This is a genomic window from Candidatus Hydrogenedentota bacterium, from assembly GCA_019637335.1.
Classification (GTDB): Bacteria; Hydrogenedentota; Hydrogenedentia; order Hydrogenedentales; family JAEUWI01; genus JAEUWI01.
The window spans coordinates 203,104-228,621 of the sequence record JAHBVV010000003.1 but is presented as its reverse complement, the minus strand read 5'-3'; the positions used below and the strand labels follow the sequence as shown (position 1 = coordinate 228,621).

Annotated in this window: 17 protein-coding genes; 8 read left to right on the top strand and 9 right to left on the bottom strand. The window is 63.8% G+C overall.

Going from position 1 to position 25,518, the window contains the following annotated elements:
- Positions 1-2: 2 nt before the first annotated feature.
- The 6 genes from KF886_06155 to KF886_06130 all read right to left on the bottom strand — a co-directional run bounded on the left by KF886_06155 (position 3) and on the right by KF886_06130 (position 9,682).
- Positions 3-1,463: a sigma-54-dependent Fis family transcriptional regulator gene (locus KF886_06155; protein MBX3176919.1), complete on the bottom strand. Its 1,461-nt coding sequence runs from the start codon at positions 1,461-1,463 to the stop codon at positions 3-5.
- Entirely contained in the window at positions 1,411-3,024 is a 1,614-nt protein-coding gene (locus KF886_06150) for a PAS domain S-box protein (GenBank protein MBX3176918.1), read from the bottom strand. Before KF886_06150 ends, KF886_06155 begins: the two co-directional genes overlap by 53 nt.
- A gap of 22 nt (positions 3,025-3,046) precedes the next feature.
- Positions 3,047-4,120, bottom strand: a complete 1,074-nt coding sequence (locus KF886_06145) for a PilT/PilU family type 4a pilus ATPase (GenBank protein MBX3176917.1) — start codon at positions 4,118-4,120, stop codon at positions 3,047-3,049.
- A gap of 44 nt (positions 4,121-4,164) precedes the next feature.
- Complete coding sequence (gene tadA / locus KF886_06140; GenBank protein MBX3176916.1) at positions 4,165-5,889, bottom strand: Flp pilus assembly complex ATPase component TadA; 1,725 nt, start codon at positions 5,887-5,889, stop codon at positions 4,165-4,167.
- Between the two features lie 95 nt (positions 5,890-5,984).
- Entirely contained in the window at positions 5,985-8,192 is a 2,208-nt protein-coding gene (locus KF886_06135; GenBank protein MBX3176915.1) for an ATP-binding protein, read from the bottom strand.
- An 842-nt stretch (positions 8,193-9,034) separates the two neighbouring features.
- Entirely contained in the window at positions 9,035-9,682 is a 648-nt protein-coding gene (locus KF886_06130) for a hypothetical protein (GenBank protein MBX3176914.1), read from the bottom strand.
- A gap of 227 nt (positions 9,683-9,909) precedes the next feature.
- Here KF886_06130 and KF886_06125 point away from each other — a divergent pair, with 227 nt between their 5' ends.
- Entirely contained in the window at positions 9,910-11,100 is a 1,191-nt protein-coding gene (locus KF886_06125; protein ID MBX3176913.1) for an aspartate/tyrosine/aromatic aminotransferase, read from the top strand.
- A gap of 371 nt (positions 11,101-11,471) precedes the next feature.
- Here the strand turns inward: KF886_06125 and KF886_06120 are convergent, their stop codons facing one another.
- The gene (locus KF886_06120) at positions 11,472-12,143 is read right to left on the bottom strand and encodes a hemolysin III family protein (protein MBX3176912.1); all 672 of its coding nucleotides are present in this window, start codon (positions 12,141-12,143) and stop codon (positions 11,472-11,474) included.
- A 34-nt stretch (positions 12,144-12,177) separates the two neighbouring features.
- Here KF886_06120 and KF886_06115 point away from each other — a divergent pair, with 34 nt between their 5' ends.
- The 4 genes from KF886_06115 (at position 12,178) to KF886_06100 (ending at position 18,047) form a co-directional block, all read left to right on the top strand.
- Positions 12,178-12,423 carry a hypothetical protein gene (locus KF886_06115; protein ID MBX3176911.1) on the top strand — a complete coding sequence of 82 codons (246 nt, stop codon included), beginning with the start codon at positions 12,178-12,180 and terminating at the stop codon, positions 12,421-12,423.
- A 561-nt stretch (positions 12,424-12,984) separates the two neighbouring features.
- Positions 12,985-14,304, top strand: a complete 1,320-nt coding sequence (locus KF886_06110; GenBank protein MBX3176910.1) for an ATP-binding protein — start codon at positions 12,985-12,987, stop codon at positions 14,302-14,304.
- The gene (locus KF886_06105; GenBank protein MBX3176909.1) at positions 14,291-14,881 is read left to right on the top strand and encodes a hypothetical protein; all 591 of its coding nucleotides are present in this window, start codon (positions 14,291-14,293) and stop codon (positions 14,879-14,881) included. Before KF886_06110 ends, KF886_06105 begins: the two co-directional genes overlap by 14 nt.
- A 118-nt stretch (positions 14,882-14,999) precedes the next feature.
- Positions 15,000-18,047: a right-handed parallel beta-helix repeat-containing protein gene (locus tag KF886_06100; protein MBX3176908.1), complete on the top strand. Its 3,048-nt coding sequence runs from the start codon at positions 15,000-15,002 to the stop codon at positions 18,045-18,047.
- Between the two features lie 494 nt (positions 18,048-18,541).
- On the opposite strand, the gene KF886_06095 is transcribed toward KF886_06100, so the two are convergent.
- A complete protein-coding gene (locus KF886_06095) occupies positions 18,542-18,754 on the bottom strand; it encodes a type II toxin-antitoxin system HicB family antitoxin (GenBank protein ID MBX3176907.1) in 213 nt (70 codons plus the stop codon).
- A 148-nt stretch (positions 18,755-18,902) separates the two neighbouring features.
- Here KF886_06095 and KF886_06090 point away from each other — a divergent pair, with 148 nt between their 5' ends.
- The 3 genes from KF886_06090 (at position 18,903) to KF886_06080 (ending at position 22,961) form a co-directional block, all read left to right on the top strand.
- Positions 18,903-20,165 (top strand): histidinol-phosphatase, encoded by a 1,263-nt coding sequence (locus KF886_06090; protein MBX3176906.1) that lies wholly within the window; start codon positions 18,903-18,905, stop codon positions 20,163-20,165.
- Between the two features lie 676 nt (positions 20,166-20,841).
- Positions 20,842-21,945 (top strand): exo-alpha-sialidase, encoded by a 1,104-nt coding sequence (locus KF886_06085; GenBank protein ID MBX3176905.1) that lies wholly within the window; start codon positions 20,842-20,844, stop codon positions 21,943-21,945.
- 50 nt (positions 21,946-21,995) lie between these two features.
- Positions 21,996-22,961: a MoxR family ATPase gene (locus KF886_06080; protein ID MBX3176904.1), complete on the top strand. Its 966-nt coding sequence runs from the start codon at positions 21,996-21,998 to the stop codon at positions 22,959-22,961.
- A gap of 11 nt (positions 22,962-22,972) precedes the next feature.
- On the opposite strand, the gene KF886_06075 is transcribed toward KF886_06080, so the two are convergent.
- Positions 22,973-25,435 carry a glycosyltransferase family 39 protein gene (locus KF886_06075; protein MBX3176903.1) on the bottom strand — a complete coding sequence of 821 codons (2,463 nt, stop codon included), beginning with the start codon at positions 25,433-25,435 and terminating at the stop codon, positions 22,973-22,975.
- Between the last annotated feature and the right edge of the window lie 83 nt (positions 25,436-25,518).

Sequence of the window (25,518 nt, the reverse complement as noted above, 5' to 3'; positions counted from 1 at the left end):
GGCTACTGGGCCTCTAGGCCGTGTTTCTGGAGGCGGTAGCGGAGCGATCTGGGTGTGAGGCCCAGGAGGCTCGCGGCCTTCTTCTGGGAGTAGCGGCTTTTTTCGAGGGCCTGTTTGAGGAGTTCGACTTCGAGGTCGGCGATGAGCTTTTCCATGTCCATGCCCTCGTCGGGCACCTGGGCGCGGGTGGCGGACGAGCGCAGCTCCGGGGTGTAGTTCCGCAGGTTTTCGGGCAGGTCGTCGAGGCCGATGGTGTCGGTGGCGCAGAGTGCGACGGCGCGTTCCATGACGTTTCCGAGCTCGCGCACGTTCCCGGGCCAGTTGTATTCGCAGAGGAGCTTCTGGGCGTCGGGGCTGATATCGAGGCGATCGCGGTTCATGTTTTGCGCGTGGACCTGTACGAAGTGGCGGCAGAGCAGCGGTATGTCGTCCCGGCGCTGGCGGAGTGGCGGGACGTAGAGGGGGATGACGTTGAGGCGGTAGTAGAGGTCGCTTCGGAAACTTCCCTCCTCGGCCATTTTTTCGAGGTCGCGGTTGGTGGCGGAGATAACGCGCACGTCGACTTTGATATCGGTGGTGCTTCCGACGGGCGTAACGGTGTTGTTGTCGAGCACGCGGAGGAGCTTAACCTGGAGCATCAGGGGCATCTCGCCGATTTCGTCGAGGAAGATGGTGCCGCCGTTGGCAACGACGAAGAGGCCTTCCTTGTCTTCGGTGGCGCCGGTGAAGGAGCCGCGCTTGTGTCCGAAGAGCTCACTTTCGAGGAGGTTCTCCGGGATGCCGCCGCAGTTTATGGCGACGAAAGGCTTGTTTGCGCGGTTGCTGAGGTTGTGGAGGGCGCGGGCGACGAGTTCCTTGCCCGAGCCGCTTTCGCCGTGCACAGCGACGGTGCTGGGGAGTGCGGCGACGCGCCGGATCATGGAGAGCACGTTCTGGAAGGCGGGGCTCTTTCCGATCATGTTGCCCAGGTCGCCCTGCTGCGCCTGCTGCTGGCGGAGGGCGACATTTTCGCGGACGAGATTGCGCTTCTTGATGGCGCGCTCGACGAGGATGCGGATTTCGTCGTTTTTGAAGGGCTTCATCATGTAGTCGTCGGCGCCGCGCTTCATGGCTTCGATGGCGGTTTCGACGGAGCCGTGGGCGGTCATCATGATGGCGGGGGTGCCGGGGGCGTTTTCCTGGAGCCAGGTGAGGAGGGCCATGCCGGCGTTGCGGTCGTGCCCCATGTAGAGGTCGGTGAGCACGACATCGTAGTGGGTCTTTTCCAGGAGGGCGACGGCGCTGGCGACGTCGTTTGCGGTGTCCACGTCGTAGCCGTCGTTCTGGAGCACGATGACCATCAGCTCGCGCATGCTCAGCTCATCGTCGACGACGAGGATGCGGTGTTTTACGGGCACGGCTGTGGACTCCTCAGTTGAAATCGGATCCGCTGGCGGCCTCGCGCGCGCGGGGCAGACGGACATGCATCGACGTGCCGCCGCCGGGGCGGGACGCCGCCTGTATGGTACCGTCATGGGCGGTGATAATGCGAAGGCAGATGGCGAGGCCCATGCCGACCCCGCGTTCCTTCTCGGTGTAGAAGGGCTCGAATATTCGGGCCATCTTGTCGGGGGCGATTCCGGGGCCCTCGTCGTCGAAGCGAATTTCGACGGGGCCGCGGGTCTCGTTTTGAAGCACGATGATGGCGAGCGCGCCCTGGCCGTCCATGGCTTCGATGGCGTTTTGCCCGAGGTTGGTGAAGACCTGCCAGATCTGTGTTCGGTCACCCAGGACGAGGCAGGGATCGGCGGGCGTTTGCAGGGTAACGGTCAGCCCGGGGGCGCCGCCGTACTTGCGGTTGAGCTGCTCCTCGACTTCGCGGGCGACTTCGCGCACGTCGAGTACGCCGTAGCGCCGCCCGGGATCGCGGGCGAAGTCGAGAAAGCCGCTGACGATTTCGTTGAGGTGATCGGATTCGCGGACGGCGATCCTCGCGAGGCGATCGACGAGCGAGGGGTTATCGATGTTTCGTTGGAGCTCGTCCATGCTGCCGCGGATGGAGGCGACGGGATTGCGAATTTCGTGGGCGAGGCCGGCGGAGAGCTCGCCGATGACGGCCATGCGGTCCTGTTTCTGGAGCTCTTTTCGCATCTGGGCCATTTCGGTGAGGTCGGTAAAGGAGGCGATAACGCCGGTGACGTGTTCGTGGGCGTCGCGGATGCGGTTGGTGGTGAGACCGAGGAGCTTGGTTTCGCTTTCTCCGGTTCGGGCGTAGAACTCGTAGCTGGTGAAGTCCTTCTCCAGGCGGAGGGCGGTGGTAACGGGGCACTCGGCTCCGGACTCGGGGACCATGATTCCGTCCACGTGAAGGCCGGCGACGTTTTCCTCGACGAGATTGAGGATGCCGCAGGCGGCTTTGTTCATGGCGATGACGACGCCTTTTTCGTCGGTGATGAGGAAGCCGCTGTTCATGTTGTCGAGGATTTCGCGCTGGAATTGCTTCATGCGGCTGACGCGCTGGTTCCAGTATCCGCTGATGAAGGCGGTGAAGAAGAAGGCGAGCGCCTGGATGAGGTACTGGTACCAGTGGAGGAGGGGGTCGCTGGCCTGCGGGGCCTGGATCAGCGCCTGGTAGACCATGAAGGCGGAGGCGGCGGTGGCGAAAACGAAGCCCTGGAGGAGGCCCATGAGGACGCCGGCCTCGAGGATGACGATGACGAGGAGGAAGGTGAAGGCGCTGCCGTGGCCGCCGGTGAAGCTGATGGTGGCGGCGACGACGCCGAAATCGACGAAGACCTGGGTCCAGGTGAGGATGGCGGGTATGGAACCCTCGCGGCGGAGGACGACGAGGTACCAGAGGCTGCTGGCGAGGGCGGCGATGTAGATGCCGTTCAGCAGGTAGCGGAAGGCTTCTTTGTCGCCGGTGACGAGCTCCGCGCCCAACGCCACGACCACGACCATCCCGATGCGGGCGATTCCGACGAACCAGAGCCAGGTTGCGGGCCCGTCGTAGGTCGGGTGGAGGTACTCGAGCAGTTTCTTCATGATAGCGCCGGGGCCCGCCGGGTTACATTCCCTTTTCCATCAGGTGCTGTAGGCCTTCGGGGTCGGCGCTGCGCTTGAAGGCCATTTCGGTGGTGATGACGCCGCGTTTGGCGAGCCGGTAGAGGGACTGGTTCATGGTGAGCATGCCTTCGCCCTTGCCGATTTCGATCATGGAGGGGATCTGTTCGAGTTTTTCGGCGCGGATCAGGGAGCGAATGGCCGGGTTCGCGAGCATGATCTCCATGGCGAGGACACGGCCCATACCATCGGCGCGGGGAACGAGCTGCTGAACGACGACGGCCTCGAGCACGAAGGAGAGCTGCGTGCGCACCTGGGCCTGCTGGCCGGCGGGGAACACGTCGATGATGCGGTTCATGGTCTGGAGGGCGTCGTTGGTGTGCAGGGTGGCGAAGGCGAGGTGGCCGGTTTCCGCGACGGTCAGGGCGGCCTGTATGGTTTCGGTGTCGCGCATTTCGCCGATGAGAATGACATCGGGATCCTGTCGCAGGACGCGCTTCAATGCATCTCCAAAGGAGTTGGTGTCCGCGTGTACTTCGCGCTGGTTGACCACGCTTCGATTGTGGCGGTGCAGGTATTCGATGGGGTCTTCGATGGTGATGATGTGGGTGTTCCGCTCGCGGTTGATCTTGTCGAGGATTGAGGCGAGGGTGGTGGATTTACCGCTGCCGGTGGGGCCGCACACGAGGACCAGGCCGAAGGGTTTGTAGGCGAAATCGGCGATGACGCGGGGCAGGCCGAGCTGTTCGAAGGTGAGGATTTCGAAAGGGATGGCGCGGAATGCGGCGACGACGGAACCGCGGTCGCGGTAGACGTTGAGACGGAAGCGGCTGAGGCCCTCGACGCCGAAGGACATGTCGCACTCGCGCGTGGACTCGAACTCGGCGATCTGGTCTTCGTTCATGACGCTGTAAATTATTTCCTGCGTCTCTTCGGCGGTGAGGCGCTCATAGCGCCCCAGGGGCTCGAGGCCGCCGTGGAGGCGCATCATGGGCGGCGCGCCCACCACGAGGTGCAGGTCGCTCGCGCCCGCCTTAATGGTCTTGGTCAGCAATTCCTTGATGCTCGGTGTGGACATCGTTTCTCCTTTGCTTCCGTTCCGCGTGGTCTCTCGGGGCGAATCTAGTCCGCGGGCGAGTGTTCCAGCACTTGTTCGATCGTGCTGAGGCTCTTCGCCGCTTTGGCGAGGCCGTTTTGCCGCAATGTCTGCATGCCGCAGGCGATGGCCTGTTGCTTGATGGCGTAGCCCGAGGCGCGCTCGAGTACGAGCGGCTGCAACTCCGGCCAGTTGAGGAGGACTTCGATGACGGCGACGCGACCGCGGTATCCGCTTTCCTTGCACCGGCTGCACCCGCGGCCCCGGACGAACTGAACGCGCTCGAGGTAGTCGAAGCCGCGCCACTGGATGCGGTCGAGCACTTCTTCGGGCACGTTGATCGGCTCCTTGCAGTCGGTGCAGACGCGCTTGAAGAGGCGCTGGGCGGCGGCCAGGGCGACGGAAGACTGCACGAGGAAGGGCTCGATGCCCATGTCGGTGAGGCGCGGGAAGACGCCGGCGGCGTCGTTGGTGTGAAGGGTGCTGAGCACGAGGTGGCCGGTGAGGGCCGCTTTCACGGCCACGTCCGCCGTTTCGCCGTCTCGAATTTCGCCAACCATCACGGTATCCGGGTCCTGGCGGAGGATCTGGCGGAGTGCCGCGGCGAAGGTGAACCCGATGGTGGATTGGACCTGGACCTGGTTGACGCCGAAGAGGTCGTATTCGATGGGGTCCTCGACGGTGACGACGTTTTCGGCGGGCGAGTTGAGCTTGTGCAGGGCGCTGTAGAGCGTGGTGGTTTTACCGCTGCCGGTGGGGCCGGTTAGGAGGATCATGCCGTGCGGGAGCTTGAGGGCCTCCTTGAAGGCGCTCATGGGCTGGGGCTCGAAGCCCATCTGGTCGAGGTCGAGGGTGAGGGATCCCTGGTCGAGCACACGGAGCACGATTTTCTCGCCGTATTTACAGGGGAGAAAACCGACACGGAAGTCGATCTCGCGGCCGTTGTAGCGGATCCGGAAGCGCCCGTCCTGCGGGAGGCGGTGTTCGTCGATGCGGCAGCCGCAGAGGATTTTGAAGCGCGCGGTGATATTGGGCTGGAGGCTCTTGGGCGGGGCCTTGGCCTCTTCGAGGGTGCCGTCGACACGGTAGCGGATGCGGATGATTTTCTCGAAGGGCTCGATGTGAATATCGCTGGCGCCGCGCTCGAGGGCGTTGAAAAGGATGAGGCGGGCGAGCTTCTTGACGGGCTCGTCCTCGGCGCCGGCTTCAAGCTTGGAGACGTCCTCGATTTCGTCCGCCGCCTTGAGTTCCTCGACGTCCGCGTCACGCTCTTCCCTGCCGACGAGGGATTCGTAGAGGTCTTCGGCCTTGCCGCCGCCGTAATGCTTGTTGATAGCGGCAGCCAGCTCGGAGGCGACGGCGACGACGGGCTCGATCTCGTAGCTGGTGAGCATGCGGAGGTCGTCGAGCGCCATAATGTTAAGGGGGTCGGCCATGGCGAGGGTCAAGACATCGCCGGTGACGCTGACGGGCAGCATCTGGTACTGCCGCGCGAGGGTTTCGGGGACTTCGGAGAGGACTTCCTTGGGGATGGAGTAGTGGGCGACGCGGATATGGGGAATGCCGAGCTGCTCGCTCAGGGTGATGACCAGGTCTTCCTCGGAGAGGTAGTTGTTCGCCACCAGCAGGCTGGGCAGGCTCTGTCCGGTCTGCCGGTGCAGGTTGATACACTCCTGCAGCTGCTCGCGCGTAACCAGATTCTGCTCCAGCAGCATATCCGGCAATCGCTTCTTTGGTGCGCGTGTGGCCATCCATGCACTCCTTTTAAGACTCTAACGCCCCCGGGGCGCAGTGTTTCGGTTCTCTTTGAGAATAATACAAATCGCGGGGAAAGTACATCTCGCCGTCAGGCGGCCGCTTCGCCCCCCAGGTGGCTGAGGATTTCGGTGGCCAATTCGACGGTCATCGGGCCTTCGCTGTGCGCGGCGAAGGCGAGCACCTTGCGCAGGCAGCCGACCATCTTGCGGACGTCTCCCGGGACGCGCATGGCGATCAGGGAGAGGATTTCCTCGGGGACGGGCGAATTCCCGGCGTGGCTGCGCAGGATTTGCATGCGCGTTTCCCACTCGGGCGGCTTGATCTCGACCACGATGCCGCTGGAGAAGCGGGAAATAAGGCGCTGCTCCAGGAGGCCGAGCCGGTCGGGGGCCTTGTCGCTTGCGATGATAATCTGTCGGCCCTGCTGATGCAGGACGTTGAAGATGTGGAAGAACTCCTCCTGCGCCTCTACGCGCCCGCCGAGGAACTGAATGTCGTCGAGAATGAGGACGTCCCAGTGGCAGTAGTTGTCGCGGAAGGCGTCCTGGGCGTTTGCGGCGAGGGCGTCTTTCAGGCGGCGGGAGAAGTGGCTTGCGGAGACGTAGCCCACGCGCTGGCCGGGCTGCTCGCGCTGGATCTGGTTTCCGACGGCGCTGATGAGGTGGGTTTTGCCGAGGCCGACGTTTCCGTAGAGGAAGAAGGGGTTGTATTCGCCGCCGGGCTTCCGGGCGACGGACTGGCTTACCTGCAGGGTGAAGGCGTTCGCCTTGCCGGCGATGTAGTTGTCGAGGGTGAATGTTTCGAGGGGCACTTCGGCTTCGAGCGCCTCCCGTACGCGCTCGTCTTCGGCGGCGTGGGAGCCATCGTCGCTGGCCGGGCCAAAGGCGGCGACGGAGCTGTGCCGCGCGCGCGCGCCGCCCGCGGCGCCGGCCTGCACGAGCGAGGCTTCGACGAGTTGGGTGGTCTGCTGCGACGAGAGCACGGCGGCTTCGGCGAGCTCGGCCAGGCGCGCGCCCTGCACGGCCTGTGCCGCCAGGGCGGAGTTGATGACTTCCTGGAGCGCGCTTGCCGCGGCGTCCTGGGCGGATCGCAATTCGGCGACGAGCGCCTGTTGGGCGGCGGCTTCGCTTTCGGAATGGGCGGCGCCCGCGCGAATCTGGACGGCCAGCGATGCCATGGCTTCTTCGAGGACGCCGCCAATGGCGTCTCGGAGGACCTCGGCGAGGGCTCCGGTGTCCAGTTCGGGCGCGGCCGCCTGTACCGGCTCGGGGGCGGGGCGGCTCACCAGGGGCTGGATGGCTTCCTTCATGACCGACGAGACGGCGTCCCGAACCTGGTTGGCGATGTCTTCCGATTGGGCGGGCGAATCGTGGCGCACGGCGGCCAACTCGCGCACGATGTCTCCGAGGCTCTCTCGCAGGGCCTCGGCGAGGCCTGGCGCGCCGGCTCCGGCGGGGGCCGGTGCGTGCATGCCCTGGATGGCGCTCAACAGGTCCTGGGAAACGCCGCGCATGCCGTCGTGTATGGCTTGAACCAGCGCGGCGGAGTCAATGCCGGGGGCCGTGGAAGCCGCTCCGGCGGGGGGCGCCTGCATGCCCCGCACGGCGCCGATAATATCCTGGGCGACGCCGCGCATGCCGTCTTGTATGGCTTGAACCAGCGCGGCGGAATCGATGCCGGGGGCCGCGGGGGCCACACCCGTGGCGGGCGCGGGCGCGGGCTTTGGCGCAGGCGGCTGGGGCGGGGCGACCGATTTGGGCGGAAGTTTGGCGAGCCCAAAGCTCTCCATGGTGACTTCATTGCCCTTTGCGGCGGCGCCTCCCTCGGCGAAATACTTGCCGGCTACCTGTTCGAAGTGCGCCCAGTTGCAGAGGATCGGCTTCAGGCGCAATTCGGCGCAATGATCGCGAATGATGGCGAGCGCTTCGCTGTCCAGGGGGTCGACCATGGCGACGGTGAGGATGCGGCCGAGCTTGTCGATGGGAAGGAGGCCGTATTTCTCGCAGACCTCGCGCGGTATTAACTGAAGAACGTCGGCGCTGATTTCGTAATCGAGCAGACTGATGTGCGGGATCTTGCAGCGCTTCACGAAGCAGGCGTTGATATCGTCCTGGGTGATTAACCCCTTTTGCACCATCACCTTGGAGAGGAATGCGCCGCTCTTTTCGGCCTCCGCTTCCGCCTCGGCCAGTTGCTCGGGGGTCAACAGCTGGCTGGACACGAGCAACTCCCCCAGCCGCTGCGGCGGCGGGGCTGCGGCGGCGTCACCCTCCGTTGTGTTTCGAAATAAGGCCATGCGTCCCGGACGACTCCTGAAGGGGTGGCGGCACGCGGCTCCGCGCGGGAATCGAACGCCCCCGGAAGGAGCGCGCGAAATCGAGCCCATACGGAAACCCGTTGCCGGTAAGGCATTGTATCACCGGTCCGGAGGATGGTCAAACATAAACTCTTGACAACAGGGCGTATACGTCGGGTTGTTTTGGGCGTCTGGAACATTCCGGTGCAGCGTTGGGCCGCAACCATTTTCTTGAACCGCGAATTAACGCGAATGGACACGAATGGTAACACTTTAGCGGTCTGAAGTAGCGCCAGCCCATTCTTGTCATGCCGCGATATTACGACGAGAGCGTGCAAGGCTGGGAGCGCAGGCGTCCCCGCCTGCAATGCACCGGAGGTGCATGGCGTGTTTGCAATATCGGCACACTTGATCGGCGAGACAATTGGAGCCGGACTACCGCTGACTAGTAGACTCGCGCCTCCGGCGCGTTGCGGGCGGGCCGCCCGCGCTCCCATTCGTCCGCACTTCCGTTGCGGCGCGGGATTGTATCGTCGAGGAATCAAGCCAGCTTCATTCCGCTAAAGAATTACCACTAATGAAGAAAGGACTGTCTTGCTTTGGGAATCGGGATCTGTAATTACGGGTTGCATGGGGGGATTCGAAATCGCCGCTCGCGCTGCCTCTGCCTGGAAGGCAATGCCACGTTGGCGGGCGTTGGAGGAATGGTGCGGCTCGCCGATGTGTGCGGGAATCGGGAGGCGCGTGGCTGGTTGTGGGTCAGGCGGGAAGGTCTAGCGTGCTGGGCGCTGGGGATTGGCGACGCTTCGGGCGATTTCTGCGGCTGTCGGGTTACCGGGGGCTTAATCGTCCGCGATCTCCGTGAATTCGTAGACCAGTTCGCCCACGAGCGCGCCGGGTTTGAAGTCGTGGCATTTGGCGCACGTGGAGGCGGCGACCAAGGGGCCGCGCAGGCGGAGGGTCGCGCCCTGGTAGGCCACCCGGACGGTCGTGGCGTCGTAATCGGGGTCCGGGGCCAGGCCGTCGCGCGCTTTGGCGGGGTCCAGGCGGGTGTGCGCGCCGTCGGGGACGGAATAGGCTGCCTGGCGGGCGGGGACGTACATCCAGATTCCGTCCCGGGGCGCGATACCCCAGGCGGCGCCGTGGTGCTCCAGGGCGTCGGCGTAGGGCAGCAGGTGTTGTTCGGCGGGATGGTCGGCACTGGCGTGTTCGAAACGCGCGGTCCATATGGCGTGGAACTCGTCGAGGCTGTGTGCGACGACCCAGGGATCGAGGGGGGTTGGGGCCAACGCGAGGTTCGCCCGGGGCGCGGGGTGTTCCACGGAAAGCGCGGGGGGGCGGGCGATTGGGTGATCCGGGGCGCCGGTTTCCAGCGGCTCTCCGGAATCCGGCTGGAGGCATGCGGGGAGCGCGAAGGCGGCCAGAAGGGGGACGATGTGGCGTGAAATACGCCGCGCGCCTCGGGGCCTACGTTGTGTGAGAATGTGCATATTCGGTATCATACCCGAAGCCACGATGCGGGATGGGGAAGCCGCCGTGGCCCGGGGTCGCGGACGCGTGCGGGCATTGATCGCGCCGCCGTCCAACCTCGTCTCTTCGAATTCCACTTTCGCCGCCCGCCCGCCTGACGCAGTCTACGGGAGCGGCGAACAACCATGCCAACCGCAAGCCCCACGCCCCCCCCCGGGCGCGATGGGGCGCACGAAAGGATCCCACGGTGTTTGAACGACTCTCCATGGCTCCGGCCGACGCAATTCTGGGCCTGACCGAGGCATTCAAGAAGGATCCGGCGCCGCACAAGATCAACCTGGGCGTGGGCGTGTACAAGGATGAAAAGAACCAGACGCCCATCCTGGAATCGGTAAAGCGGGCCGAGGAGAAGCTGCTGGCCGAGGAGAAGTCGAAGAGCTACCTGAGCATTCCGGGCAGCCCGGCGTATGCGGCGTGCGTGAAGGAACTGCTGTTTGGCGCGGACCACGAAATTGTGACGTCGAACCGGGCGCACACCGCGCAGACGCCAGGGGGTACGGGGGCGCTTCGGGTAGCCGGGGATTTCATCCGGCAGCAGTTCCCGGGAGCGGCGATCTGGCTGAGCAACCCGACGTGGGCGAACCACAATGCGATTTTCGAGGCGGCGGGCCTGGAGACGAAGTCGTATCCGTATTACGATGCGGCCGGCAAGTGCCTGGATTTTGCGGGGATGACAGCGGCGCTGGAAAGCGCGCCGGCGGGCGACGTGGTCCTGCTGCATGGATGCTGCCACAACCCGAGCGGGATGGATCCGGATCAGGCGCAGTGGGAGGCGCTGGCGGCGCTGACGCTCGAGAAGGGCCTGCTGCCGTTGTTCGACTTTGCGTACCAGGGCTTCGCGCGCGGCCTGGAAGAGGACGCGGCCGGGTTGCGGGCCTTCTGCTCCGCTGGCCGCGAGTTGCTGGTTTGCAGCTCGTTCTCAAAGAATTTCGGGCTATACAATGAACGCGTGGGCGCGATGACGCTGGTGGGCGCGAGTGCGGATGTGGCCGCGTCGGCCTTCAGCCATGTGGAGAAGTCGATCCGCGCGAATTATTCGAACCCGCCGTTCCATGGCGGGGCGATCGTGACGACGATCCTGAATGATCCGGCGTTGCGCGCGCTTTGGATTTCGGAGCTGGACGCCATGCGCGACCGTATACAGTCGATGCGCGATCTATTCGTGGAATCGCTCAAGGCGAAGGGGGTGGCGCAGGATTTCTCGTTCATTTCGACGCAGAACGGAATGTTTTCGTTCTCGGGTCTGAACAAGGATCAGGTGAACGTGCTTCGCGAGAAGTATGCGATTTATATCGTGGGTTCCGGGCGCATTAATGTGGCGGGGATGACGCCGGACAACATGGGGCCGCTCTGTGACGCGATCGCGAGCGTGCTGTGATTTGAGCAGGTGATATTGAGTCTTTGGCCGGACGTCTTTCAGGGCGTCCGGCTTTTTTGTTTGGGTGGGGGTGTGGGGTGCTGGTCAGACAAGGATGACGGACCTCCTGTTGCGCCGCTCGTTCTGGGTGGCGCTGGGCCGAGTGGATCCGGCTTGACGCCAGGCCAGATGGGCAACGTGTGGCGTATGTGCGCGGGTACGTCCCTTTTGGTCTGGCAGGATTCCCAACCTCCTGTTGCGCCGCTCGTTCAGGGTGGCGCTGGTGGCGTTGGGTAACTGTTGCTCCAGGCACACGAAGGCGCTGGGGCGCCATCGCGTGGCACGAACGCTGACGCGGCGGACTTTCGGCGTGTGTTGGCGGTTCGGGCGGATCAGCCGGCGGGGCGGGGGATGATGAAGTAGAAGACGGCGAAGAAGTGGAGGGTGCTGCCGGCGAGGACGAAGAGGTGCCACACGGCGTGGTTGTAGGGCAGGCGCTGCCAGAGGTAGAAGGCGACGCCGCCGGTGTACGCGAATCCGCCGAGGGCCATGAGGAGGAGGGCGGGATGCGGGATCATTTCGAGCGCGGGCTTGAGCGCGAGGATGATCGCCCAGCCCATGGCGATGTAGAGCGCGGTGGAGACCTTGTCCCACCAGTGGAGGTGCGCGCCCTTGTCGATGAAGAGCACCTTGAAACAGCAACCGGCCACGGCGGCGGACCAGAGGAAGGCGAAGAGGCTCCATCCCCAGGGGCCGCGCAGGTGCACGAGCAGGAAGGGGGTGTAGGTACCGGCGATGAGCAGGTAGATGGCGCAGTGGTCGAGCTTGCGGAATACGCGCTTGACGCCGGGCTGGGGGAAGGCGTGGTACAGGGTGGAGGCGAGATACATGAGCACGAGCGTGGCGCCGAAGACGGCGACGCCGGCGGTGACCCAGGGATCGGCCGCCATGGCGGCGTAGACGAGCAGGACGGTGAGGCCGGCGACGCTCAGCAGCGCTCCGACGCCGTGGGTGATGCTGTTGGCGATTTCTTCGCCGGGGGAATAGTCGAGTTCGGGGGGCATGGGGCTTCTCACTGCGGTATGACCTGAATTTGCGATGATGGTACGCGACGGGGCCTTTTTTTGCAAGCTCAACGGTGGCGAACGCCCGTTCTTCCGGGTCGTCGCCGGGGGGTTGCGGGGCCTGATTGGCGATCCGCGTGATCCCCGGCGGCAGGGCGCGGTGGGGAAGTGTATTCAGGGCGCGCAATCGAACACTTTTGCCTGTGCAGGAGTGTTCATTGCGCGCATCGTGGCGGAGATCACCGCGCGGGCTCAAATATTGCCAACCTATTTATTTTAAACAGGTTATGATTGTTTTTCCGCTTTACGCCATCGTTGGCATAACTTATGCGCTATAGAAGACAGTTGAAGACAAGCCCCCGGGAGACCGGGAAAACCTTACGAGCACTGGACCATGATTCACCGCGCACCACATACCGAGAACGAAGCCCGCGAGAGCGGTCTCCGCGAGCGGTTTCGTGGATTGGTCCCGTGCCGAAATACCGGCTGTCCGCGAAAACGCCTCGCAAACGCTGAACACACCCGGAAGTGTGGGCCGCCATCGCCCCGTTCCGGCCGGACAGCCGGTTTCTTTTGCTCCTCACCATCACGCAATTCTTGCGTGATTCGACTCACTGCCTGCGGGCCCGCCGGTTCACTGCTGCCCAACCTACCTGAAGGCGGGCCCCCACTTCTTCCGAGCCGATGTCCAGCCAGACATTAGCCTAGGCCCATCGGAAGAAGCCAAGAATGGCCGGGTGATTGCAACGATCACCCGGCCTTCTACTTTTTAAGGGGGACAGCTTTCGGGAGCCGCATGTAATCCGGTATGATCGTGAAAACCGCTGTGTGGAGTGAAGGCATGCTGAATCACCTGGATTTGACCAATGTTGGCCCGGCTGCGTCGATGCGACTGGATTTCGGGCCACGACTCAATCTCCTCACCGGTAACAACAGCTTGGGGAAGACCTTCGTCCTGGACGTTGCGTGGTGGGCGCTGACCCAGACCTGGCCCGGCAAAGACGAGCGGCAGTCGATGGCTTGGCCATTGAACGGCAAGCGGCGAGAGGCTTCGATCACATATTCCTTCGACTCCAAGAGTGGTCGGGATATGGCTCATTCCAGCAAATTTGATTCGGAACGTGAGGTATGGCCACTGAAACAGGCACGTCCCGCGAATCCCGGCCTGGTGCTCTACCTCCGGATTGACGGCGGCTATTCTTTGTGGGATCCCGCGCGAAACTACTGGAAGAAGCGGTCCGCGCGGAATTTTGAGGATCCTGACCGTCCCAAGTCCTTCGATTTCGATATGAATGACATATGGAACGGCTTGCGCGGAGATGGAAACGTCTACTGTGAAGGTTTGCTCAGTGACTGGAAGACCTGGCGCGATAGAGGCCAGCTTGAGTACCAACTACTCCACGACGTGCTCTCCAAGTTGACGCCACACCAAAGTGATTGGATGAAGCTTGGAGAAATGACGCGTATTTCCCTCAGTGACGTGAGGGAAATTCCAACGCTGGAAACGCCCTATGGGCCAGTCCCCGTGACGCTTGCTTCGGCGGGAGTAAAGCGCATCCTCGCTTTGGCCTACCTCATCACCTGGGCCCATCTGGAGCATGTAAACGCTTGTAAACTTCTGGGCGATAACCCCACGCATAGATTTACCGTACTCATCGACGAAGTGGAACTTCACTTGCACCCCCAATGGCAGCGTGTACTCCTGCCTGCCGTGCTTCGTGTCATGAAAGGACTTGGTACGGAGGGGGCGATTCGCGCCGGTGAAGAGCTTCCTTCCGTTCAGGTCATCGCTTCGACGCATGCGCCCCTGGTTATGGCGTCTATCGAGCCGGAATACAGCGAACATTCCGACAAGGTATTTCATTTTGACGTACGCGATGGCGACATCCGCGTGGATGAAATGCAATGGGCGCCGCAAGGAGACGCGGTGGGATGGCTGGTATCCGAGGTGTTCGGGCTGGAGCAAGCGCGCTCGAAAGACGCCGAGATTGCCATCGAGGCCGCCGAGGCATACATGCGGGGGTCCGTTGAGGAACCGCAACCCAAGTTTACAAACCGTGAATCAATACAGAAGGAATTGCTACGCGTGCTACCCACCCACGACCCATTTTGGCCTCGTTGGATAGTCAGCAATGGGGACCGTGGAAATGATCAGGTTTAGCCCAGTTGCGGAACCGGTCGAGTTCGACGAGAAATGCAGGAAGCCGGGTGCCCGATGGCTGGCGGGCCACCCGAATGCCACCCGACCGTACGACTACTGGTCCCCCTTCCGCCCGGAGCTCCTTAAAGGCTTCGACAATCTGTGCGCGTACTGCGCCATGTTCGCAGTCGGTGACGAACAGGTCGATCACTACGTGGGCTGTAAAGAGGATATATCCCTCGCTTACGAGTGGAGCAACTACCGCCCCTGCAAGGCGCTGATGAACAACCTGAAAAGCCACCGGAAGCAAGGCGAACCGCAAATTCTGGACCCCTTCGCCCTCAAGGACGAGTGGTTCGAACTGCTGCTGCCTTCACTTCAGGTAATTGTGACGGATCGTGTTCCCTCCGAGCTTAAGGCGCGTGCCGAGTTCACCCTCCTCCGCCTTGGCCTCCGTGATGACGAACGGGTTATCCGCCTGCGACGGGCGTGGCTGGAATTGTACGAGCAGGGGGACCTGACTATCCATGGACTGGAGAAGATGGCCCCGCTAATCGCACGAGCTGTCCGTAAACGAGACGGCGAGGATCGCGAATAAACGCGGCTGGTCAACGGTGGATTGGGCCCGAGCGTCGCTCGTCGCTCATGTAGACCTTGCACGCCCCCCCGCCTCGAGTTGCATAATGGCCTTTCGTTCCCACCGAAGGAGTTCCCCCATGAATAACCGTTCCACACTGCTCTTGCTCGCCCTGTTGTTGTCCTGCTCGCTGACACCCGCCGCCCGCGCCGAAATACACTACTTCGTCTCTCCCGCGGGCAACGACGCCTGGTCGGGCTCGCTCGCCGACGCCAACGCCGAGGCCTCGGACGGCCCGGTGAAGACCGTGCAGCGCGCGCGGGACCTCATCCGCGAACGCAAAGCGGCCGGCGGGCTCACCGAAGCGGTCAACGTCTACCTGCGCGGCGGGCTATATCAAATTGCGGAGGCAATCACCTTCACGCCGGACGACTCGGGTACGGCGAATGCACCAATCAGCTACCGCGCCTACACCGGTGAGACGCCAATCATTTCCGGCGGCATGCAAATTACCGGATGGCGCCAGGAGGGCGACTTCTGGGTGGCGGACCTGCCGGCGGAGGCCGCCGTGAAGGATTTCCACGAGCTCTGGGTCGGTGATGCCCGTCGCACACCCGCGCGGATTCCCAACGAAACTAATCCAGCGGGGGACGAGCCCCTGGACAGCGAATTTTTCTACACCACGGGACCGGTGATGGAAACAGGCGCCGATGGCAAGGAGACGCCGAGTGCGACGAAGTTCGCCTTCAATCCGGAGCAGCTCCAACGCTGGGAATCGCTCAATGACGCGATCGTGGTGGTGTTTCACTCGTGGGGCACCTCGCTCCTGCGCATCAAGAGCATCGACTGGGAACGGAACATCATCGAGTTCACCGGTCCCGCGCGCTGGCACTTCACGCGGTGGCAGAAGGAGCAGCGCTACTACGTGGAGCACCTCTTTGAGGCCCTGGACACGCCGGGCGAGTGGTATCTGAACCGCAAGACGAACAAGATTTACTACATGCCGATGAAGGGCGAAACGCTGGAGGGCTTCCGCGCGACCATCCCGCAGGCGCGGCAGTTGATTGTACTGAAGGGCGACCCGGCGAGCGGCGCGTTTGTGGAGCATCTCCAGTTTCAGGGCCTGGAGCTGCGGCATTGCGAGTATCCCATTGCGCCGGAGGGCCACAGCGACGCGCAGGCGGCGTTCCGTGTGGACGCGGCCTTCGAGACGGCGGGCGCGCGGCATATCCTGATCGAGGACTGCCGGATCGCGAATGTGGGGACCTACGGCATCTGGTTGCGGGCGGGATCGCAGCACGTGACGGTCCGCCGGAACGAGCTGACGGATCTCGGCGCGGGTGGGGTGCGGATTGGCGAGGGGAGTTCCCCCGAGAGTGACGCCTTTGCGGCGGACCATAATGTAATCGACAACAACTTCCTGCACGACGGCGGGCGGGTGTGGCGCGAGGCGGTGGGGGTATGGATCGGGCGCGCCTCGCACAATGCGGTAACGCACAACGAGATTTCGGATTTTCGCTATACGGGGGTGTCGGTCGGTTGGTCGTGGGGCTACGATCCGAGCTCGGCGCATCACAACAAGATCAACTTCAACCACATCCACCACATCGGGCGGAGCCAGCTCAACGACATGGGCGGCGTGTACCTGCTGGGGGTGTCGCCGGGGACGGAGGTGAAGAACAACCTGGTGCACGATGTGATTTCGCACCCGGCGCTGTATGGCGGCTGGGGGTTGTACACGGACGAGGGCAGCACGGACATCGTGCTGGAGAACAACGTGGTGTACAACACGCGGACGGGGGGCTTCCACCAGCACTACGGCCGGGACAACCGGGTGGTGAACAACGTCTTCGCATTTTCGCACACGCCGAACATCATCCGAACACGGAACGAGGAACACAATTCGTTCTTCTTCGAGCGGAACATCGTGTATTTCAACAACGGCCAGCTGCTGGGGAGCAACTGGCAGAACGACAACTTCACGATGGACCACAATATCTACTGGGACACGAGCGGGCGGCCGATCACGTTCAAGGAGCGCACGTTCACGGAGTGGCAGGCGGCGGGGCACGACCGGCACAGCGTTATTGCGAATCCGTTGTTCCGGAATGCGGAGGCGGCCGACTTTACGCTGGCTCCGGACTCCCCCGCGCTGGCGCTCGGGTTCAGGCCGATCGATTTGAGCGCGGTGGGCCTGTACGGTCCGCCCGAGTGGGTGGAGAAGCCCCGGAAGATCGCGCGGGCGCCGTTTGTGCCGCCGCTGCCCCGCCAGCCATCGCTGGTGTCGGTGGAGAAGATCTGGGACGGCGCGCCGCACAACGCGTTTACGGATATACTGCGGCATGACGAGTACTTCTATGTGACCTTCCGCGAGGCGGAGAACCACGTCGGGACGGACGGGTTGATCCGGGTTATCCGGTCGAAGGACGGCGCGGCGTGGGAATCGTGCGGGTTGCTGAGCGAGGACAGCATCGACCTGCGGGATCCGAAGATTTCGGTGACGCCGGACAAGCGGCTGATGCTGATCATGGGCGGTTCGGACTATGAGGGCGGCGAACTGGTGGGCCGGCAGCCGCGCGTGGCGTTTTCGAGCAACGGCACGGACTGGAGCGCGCCGCAGCGGGTGTGCAGCCCGGGCGACTGGCTCTGGCGCGTGACGTGGCGCGACGGGGTGGCGTGGGGCGTGTCGAACCACTACGTGGTGGGCGAGGACGACCCGCGCAGCCTGTTGCTGTACACGAGCGCGGATGGGGTGAACTGGCGGATCCGGTCCGTGCTGGATATTACGGGCAACCGCTTCGAGGTGACGGCGCGGTTCCTGCCGGACGACACAATGATGCTGCTGGCGCGGCGCGAGGAGGCGGACCAGGGTGCGTATATCGGGACGAGCAAGCCGCCGTATACGGACTGGAACTGGAACAACGCGGGCCTCCGCGCGGGCGGGCCGGATTTCATCCGCCTGCCGGATGGGTCGCTGTGGGCGGGCTTCCGGAATTATGTGGGGAAGGCGACGACGGTGTTCGCGTACATGACGGAGACGGCGCTGCAGCCGGTGATTACGTTGCCGAGCGGCGGCGACACGAGCTATCCGGGCTTCCTCTGGCATGGGGATGTGCTGTGGATGACGTATTACTCGAGCCACGAGGAGAAGACGAGTATTTATCTGGCGAAGATTGCGTTTGAGTGATGGGCGCGGGGGCTGGCTGTCCGGTGTGTGTACAGGCGTTCCGCCTGCCTACACAGCCGGGACGGCTGTGCCACGTTCTTTGCGCGGTGACGGCGTCTTCCACGGGTACAGCGAGTTATGACGCTTTCCCTCACCCACTAAGGGTGAAAATGGACGGCGGCTTTGCCGCCTGGCAGGCGGGGACGCCTGCGCTCCCAGCCTTTGACGCTTCCTTGTTTGGACCTGCTGTAATTTGGTTTGGACTGGGCAGATACGGGGATGTTGAGGCGTGTTTTTTCGGAGCAGTCTCCGTGGGCACGGCTTTTTGGGGCACAGCCTCAGGCGGGTTCGGGGCATCCGTGCCATGCCGGGGCGCATGGGCCCGCCTGAGGCAGTCCCCTTGCTTTTTGGGGTACAGCCTCAGGCGGGTTCGGGGCATCCGTGCCATGCCGGGGCGCACGGGCCCGCCTGAGGCAGTCCCCTGGCTACCCACAGGCGGGTTCGGGGCATCCGTGTTATGCGGGGGCGCACGGGCCCGCCTGAGGCAGTCCCCTGGCGCGTCCGATGCAGTACTCGATGTAGGTCTGGATTGCATCTTCCGCCATGGCAATAGCCTCGGCGTAGGTGTCGCCCTGCGTGATTACCGCGGGCAGCGCCGGCACGGTCACGGTGTATCCACCCTCTTCGGCGGGTTCCAGATGGATGGTGTAAATGAGATCCTTTTTCATGGTAAAAGAATTCTAGCATGGCCCGCGGAATCGGGCAAACCATACCAAACCGGCGCCCCGCCAGTTCGCGATCGGCCCGGCCCGGGGTGGGTTGCGCCGTTATGTCCCGCCGCACGAACCGCGTTGAACCGAGAAGGGTGATTCCGAGATGAAACGTATCCTTAGCGCCGCCCTGGTGGCGTCCGCCCTGGTTTTCTCTGCCCAATCCGCCGCCGACGCGCAATGGTACAAGGGGGCGACGCATGTACACAGTCTCTGGAGCGACGGGGATGGTGCGCCGGAGATTATTGCGGACTGGTACAAGTCGCAGGGGTGGGATTTTCTGTGTTTTTCGGACCACAACATTCTGCTGGAGGGGGAGAAGTATGTGCCGGTGGTTGCGGATGGCAAGCTTACGCCGGAGCGTCTTCTGGCGATCCAGCAGCGGTTCGGGCGGGAGTGGATCGACCTGCGGCAGACGGGCACGAACCGGGAGATGCGGCTGAAGACGCTGGCGGAGCTTGCGGCGCATTTTGAGGAGCCGGGGAAGTTCATCCTGATTCAGGCGGAGGAGATGACGACGGCCGGAGGCAACCCGCACATGAACGCGATCAACCTGCGGGAGGTCGTGCCCGGGGCGCCGGAGGAGGGGGACGCGGCGCCGAAGATGAACGCGTATCTGGACGCGATCGAGGCGCAGCAGGCGAAACATGGGGCGCCGATGTTTGTTCACCTGAACCACCCGAACTGGCGCAATGCGCTGAGCACGGAGACGTTGCTGGCCGTGCCGCGCCTCCGCTTTTTCGAGGTGTACAATGGCGCGGGGCCGACGGATCGCGGCTACCCGGAGCGGGGCGTACCGAGCACGGAGCGGCACTGGGACGTTGTCCAGTCGATGCAGCTGCGCCGGAACCCGGACTATATTCTGTATGGCGTGGCGACGGACGACAGCCACAACTACCATAAATTCGAGCCTGGCGCGGCGAATCCGGGCCGCGGCTGGGTGATGGTGCGGGCGGAGGCGCTTGAAGTGAGCGCGATTGTCGAGGCGATGCGGCGGGGCGACTTTTACGGCAGCAGCGGGGTCACGCTGAAGGCGATCGATCGCGGCGCCGGGGGCCTGGGGGTTGAGATTGACGCGCAGCCGGGCGTGACGTATACGACGCGCTATATCGGCACGCGAAAGGGCTTTGCGGAGGCGGCGACGCCGTTTCTCGGCGCGGACGGCCAGCCCGTGGCGGGGAGCTCGCTGATCTACAGCGATGCGATTGGCGCTGTGCTGCACGAGACCACGGAGACGCGGTCGCGGTATGCGTTTCAGGGCGACGAGCTGTATGTCCGCGCGACGATCACGTCGGACAAGGTGATGGAGAATCCGCCGGTCGCGGGGGATGTGGAGATGGCGTGGGTTCAGCCGGTGCTGGTGAAGTAGGGGCGGGCTTGGGGCGGCTGTTGGCCGCAACCAAGGAATTGATCACCACGAAGGGCACGAAGAGCACGAAGAGAAATAGAGAAGGGCTTTAACCGCAGAGAACGCAAAGAGCACATAGGGTGTTTATTGCAGGCAGTTGGGTTGGGTGGTTGATTGACGGCGCGTTTTTTAACCACGAATGAACACCAATGCACACGAATGCATTGGGAGTTGCTGCGGGCGGCTATCAGGGTTGTCGCCCACGGATTACACTGATGACACGGATAGAAAATGATTTCGGTTGTTGAGGCCTGCCGACCGGTCCCGCGCACGCGCTGGATGAGACAGAGGCCGCGATAACGAATCGCGGTTGGCGAAGCTCTGAACGGCGCACAAAAACGAGTAGACACGAATATCCGGAGCCCTGGCGCGCCTTTGGCGCGTTGCGGGCGGGCCGCCCGCGCTCCCATTGGTTGGCGCTATTGTTGCAAGGTCGGGCTTCTGTTGCGGATCCACTCCGACAGGAATGTCTGAGTCCCGGGGGCGCCTGCAGGTTGGTTTCGCCGCCTGCCCGGTAGGTGAGATTTCGATTCTGGCGGGCCGCAACTGTATTCTGACGTTCGACAAGGGCTCGTTGAAGCCGGCGGGGTTTGCGAAGCCCTGAATGGCGCGGACGAACAAAACCGAGGAGAGCAGGATGTCGAGATTGTTGATCGCGGGGGCTGTTGTAGCGTTGCTGGCCGGGGTGGCGTCGCGGGCGCACGCGGAGTTGGTTAACCTGGCCGAACCGCGGATCGCGGCGGAAGTGGTTTCGGTGGAGAAGATCTGGGATCAGGGCGCGCACAACGCGTTTACGGATCTGGTGCGGTTTGAGGGGCAGTGGTATTGCACTTTTCGCGAGGGCGAGAACCATGTGGGCACGGACGGCCGTATCCGGGTGATCCGTTCGGCGGATGGCGCGGCGTGGGAGTCGTGCGGGCTGCTGGAGGAGGCGGGTGTGGACCTGCGCGACCCGAAGTTGTGCGTGACGCCGGACAACCGCCTGATGCTGAACCTGGGGGGATCCTTTTACGAGGGGGACACGCTGTTGAACCGGCGGCCGCGCGTGTCGTTTTCAGGCGACGGCGCGACGTGGAGCGCGCCGAAACCGATTTGCGCGGACGGGGACTGGTTGTGGCGCGTGACGTGGCGCGAAGGGCGGGCGTGGGGCGTGGCGTATGAGGCGCGGATCGGCGAGCCGCGCGAGTGGATCCTGCGGCTGTATTCGAGCGAGGACGGCGAGAACTATCGGATCCGGAGCATCCTGAACGTGCCGGACAGCCCGAACGAGACGACGCTTCGCTTTGGCGACGATGGAACGATGTATGCGCTGGTGCGCCGGGAAGCGGGTGACAAGGGGGCGTGGCTTGGAACGAGTCCGCCACCGTATGTGGACTGGCGCTGGGACAACACGGAAGTGCAGATGGGTGGGCCGAACTTCATGCAGCTCCCGAATGGCCACTGGATAGCGGCGGGGCGGCGGTATCCGGGCGGGGCGAAGACGGTGCTGTACGAACTGCGGAAGCTTGAGGTGATAGCCCGCGATTTCGGGGATCCGGGCGGCGGCGCGGGCCGTCCGATGCTCCTGACTTCCCTCAATCCACTCGCCGAGTTGCCCAGCGGCGGCGACACGAGCTATCCGGGGCTGGTGTGGCATGAGGGGCTGCTCTGGATGAGCTACTATGCGTCGCACGAGGGCAAGACGAGTATTTACCTGGCGAAGATCCGGTTAACGGAGGGGGCTCCGGCCCCGGGGAACTGAACGGCGCCGCGATCTGCTACAATGCGCACGGAAGAAGAATCGAGGAAACGATGGAACAAGCCACTATGCATACCTTGACCGACGCGGAGGCGCATGAGAAGTTGGCCGCATTGAGGCAGAACCTGAATACCGTGATTCAGGGGAAGGCGGATGCCATCGACGTGCTGCTGGCCGCGGTGGTCGCGGGCGGATCCGTGCTGATGGAGGACGTGCCGGGCGTGGGCAAGACGACGCTGGCGAAGGCGCTGGCGCGTTCGCTGGACGCGACGTACAACCGCATCCAGTTCACGCCGGACCTGCTCCCCGCCGATATCCTGGGCACCTCCATTTACAACCCGAAGGACGGCAGCTTCGGTTTTCGCGCGGGGCCGGTGTTCTGCAACGTATTGCTCGCCGACGAGATTAACCGGGCGTCGCCCCGGACGCAATCGGCCCTGCTGGAGGCGATGAGCGAGCAGCAGGTGACCATTGAGGGCCAGGCGCGGCATCTGGCGGCGCCGTTCTTCGTGCTGGCGACGGAAAACCCGATCGAGTACCACGGGACCTATCCCCTGCCCGAGGCGCAGCTCGATCGTTTTCTGGCGCAACTGAACCTGGGCTATCCGGACACGGATACGGAGGTGGCTATCCTGTATGCGCAGGCGCGCCAGCATCCCCTGGAAACGCTGGCGCCGGTGATGAATGGGCTCGAGCTCACGTCCATCCAGGCGCTGGCGCGGGAAGTACAGGTCCACGCGGAGATCGCGCGGTACCTGGTCGGGCTCGTGCAGGCGACGCGGCAAGACATCCGGCTGAAGCTCGGGGTAAGCCCGCGCGCCTCGCTGATGCTGTTCGGCGCGGCGCGGGCGGCGGCGTTACTCGAGGGGCGCGACTTTGTGCTGCCGGACGACGTGCAGGCCATGGCGCGGCACGTCCTCCCCCACCGCATTGTGCTTACGCCGAAATCGAAGTACGACGGCACCACGAAGGCCGGGGTGATCAACGATATCCTGGAATCGGTGGCGGTGCCGGCGTAGCCGGGGCGTATTCAGTTTGCGGCGGGCGGGGGAATTGCGGCGAGGTCCATCGTCTTGAGGAGCGCCTCGCGCCCGTAGAGCGTTTCGCCCTGGAAAAGCCCGAACTTGAACTGGTAGACCATCGGCTCGGCGACAATCTGGTGCGTGAGGATGGCGTAGTCGCCGGGCGCCCACTCGGTCGCGGGCGGGTGCGGGTCGAAGTTCCAATCCACGTAGCCCTGGACCCGCTTTTCTTCCGGAAGGCGCGCGAGGTTTTCGGGCGCCACAAAGCCGTGGAACAGCATGCGCCAGTCGCGGTCCAGGGCCTTGTGAATCTGGAATACAAGCCGGAAGCGGAAGGTGCTCTCCCCCACGTTCGTTACGTCGGCGGTCATGAAGGTGACGGCGTCGTTCAACTGGAAGGGGCTCGCAACCGCGTTGAGTTTGGATTCGAAGGATTCGCGGGCCAGCGCGCGGAGTTCGGGGGGCAGAAGCTGGAAATCGGGCGAGTAGCGGAGTTCGTGGAGGCCGTAGAGGTCCATCTCGGCGATCGCCGCCGCGTCCACGGGGGCCAGTTCGCCTTCGAGCTTCCGGGCGAGCACGCCGTTGATGGTTTCGGGCACCCAGCCGTAGGCGGGCACGTTGAAGGCCTCCACGAGCGTGAAGCCGCGCGCCTCGAAGAAGCGCACGTACTCCGCCGCGGTTTCCGAAAGGGCCGCGTCGATCTGGTAGAGGATGTAGTCGGTCTCGCCCAGGCGCGGGAGCAGATGATCGGGTTCGACGCCCATGTGGATCATGCGGAAGCGACGCTGTGGCGCGTCTTCCGAGGCCATCCCGGGCAGGCGGTAGGGGTTGTCGCTGGGCCAGAAATGCCGCTCGTGGAGCTCCATGCCGCGGAGGTTCAGCTTCTGGTAGTTGGCGTATTGGCCCTCGCGGACGGGGAGCGTTTTTTCATGCGCGGCCATGATTTGCAGGAGGCGCTCCTTGAAGTTTTCGGTCTCCGGGGGGCCGAGCCGGGTGTAGGCATCGCTCAGGGTCAGGTGGTCCTTGTAGACGACCGGGTGGCCATCCACGAAATGCCGGGCCTCGGCGGGCGGGAGCGGCACGGGCAGATCCAGGCGGGCGTAGGGCCCGTAGGGTTTGAAGGTCAGGTTGCCGAACTGGAAGAGCAGCACGGCGGCCATTAGCGCGCCCGCGCCAAGGCGCAACGTGCGTTCCGGCAGGCCGAGCACGAAGAGCGCGGCCAGGGCGGCGGCCAGTGGCGCGACGGGCAGCGCGTAGCGGGGCGTGCCGAAACGCAGGAGAACGGAGAAGAACACCCAGCTGCCCAGAATGCACAGATAGAGGTGCAGGAGCGTTCGGGTTCGGAATTGGCGGCGCAGCGGGGCGAAGAGCGCGCCCAGCAGCGCCAGGGCTGCGAGGGGGACGAAAAGGCCGTTGTTCAGCAGGTAAACCGGGTAGCGGATCCAGGCGACGGGCGGATTCTGGAATTTTTGCAGGAGCGGCGCGTACCACGTTTTCAGCGGAGCGGCGTCGGGGGGCGCGGGCGCGGCGGCTGGCGCATTCGGGGATGGCGCGGCGGGCGGATCCGGCGTGAGGTAGAAATTGGTGAGCACGCCCCGGTTTACGCCGACCTTCTTGTTGGCCCAGAAGTCGTAGAAATGCTCCAGGTTGGCGTAGTACCAGGGCGCCGCAACGCCGGCCGCGACGACGAGGGCCATGAGGCCGTGGACTGTGAGCCCGGCGAGCGTGCCGCGCCCGAAATCGTTGGGCTTATTCCGGAGGACCCGGAACAGGCTCAAGAGGGCGGCGGCGAGGGCCGGGAGAAGCAAGTAGGCGAAGGTAATGGTCCGGATGAGCACGCCGAGGCCGATGAGCAAGCCAAAGAAGAAGCTCCAGCCCGGATGCTGGTAGCCGTCGCTCTTGACCAGGGCGTAGAGTCCCCAGATCACGACGGCGGCGGCGGCGAAGTCGGTCATAAAGAAACGCGACGATGCGAAGACCATCGGTGTGAAGCTGACGGCGAAGACGAGGAACAGCGCCTGCCAGGGCCGGAGGAAGGTGCGGGCCAGGGCATAGCAGCCGAACAGCAACAACACAAAGAAAACGGTGTTGGTTCCGGCTATGACATCGGTGCTGTAGCCGAATGTCGCGATCATTACGGCGCCGAGCAATTGGAAGAGCGGCGGGTGCGCGGGATTTCCGGGCCGGATCCGGGATGCGGCGATCAGGCGGTGAATGGGATCCGGGTAGTCGTTGACGAAGAGTACTTCGTGGTAGGTGCGCGCAAAGAGCATATGCCCTTCTTCGTCCGTACGGATGACGTGGTTGTCCGCACCGAGCCACCAAAGGTTCACCGCGACGTGGAAGGCCGCAAGCAGGACGAGTAAGGCGAATGCCGGGCCGCGTCCCGGTTCACGCGCGGCGCGTTCCTGGCTAAGCGATTCCGCGGTGGCGAACTCCTCCTTGAGACTGGCCAGGGATGTGCTGGTCACGGTTTCCTCCTCCCGATCGGGGCGATTGGGGTGTCCGCCCGAGCTCCATGCTACACTGCCGCTGGTTCGCAATTCACACACGT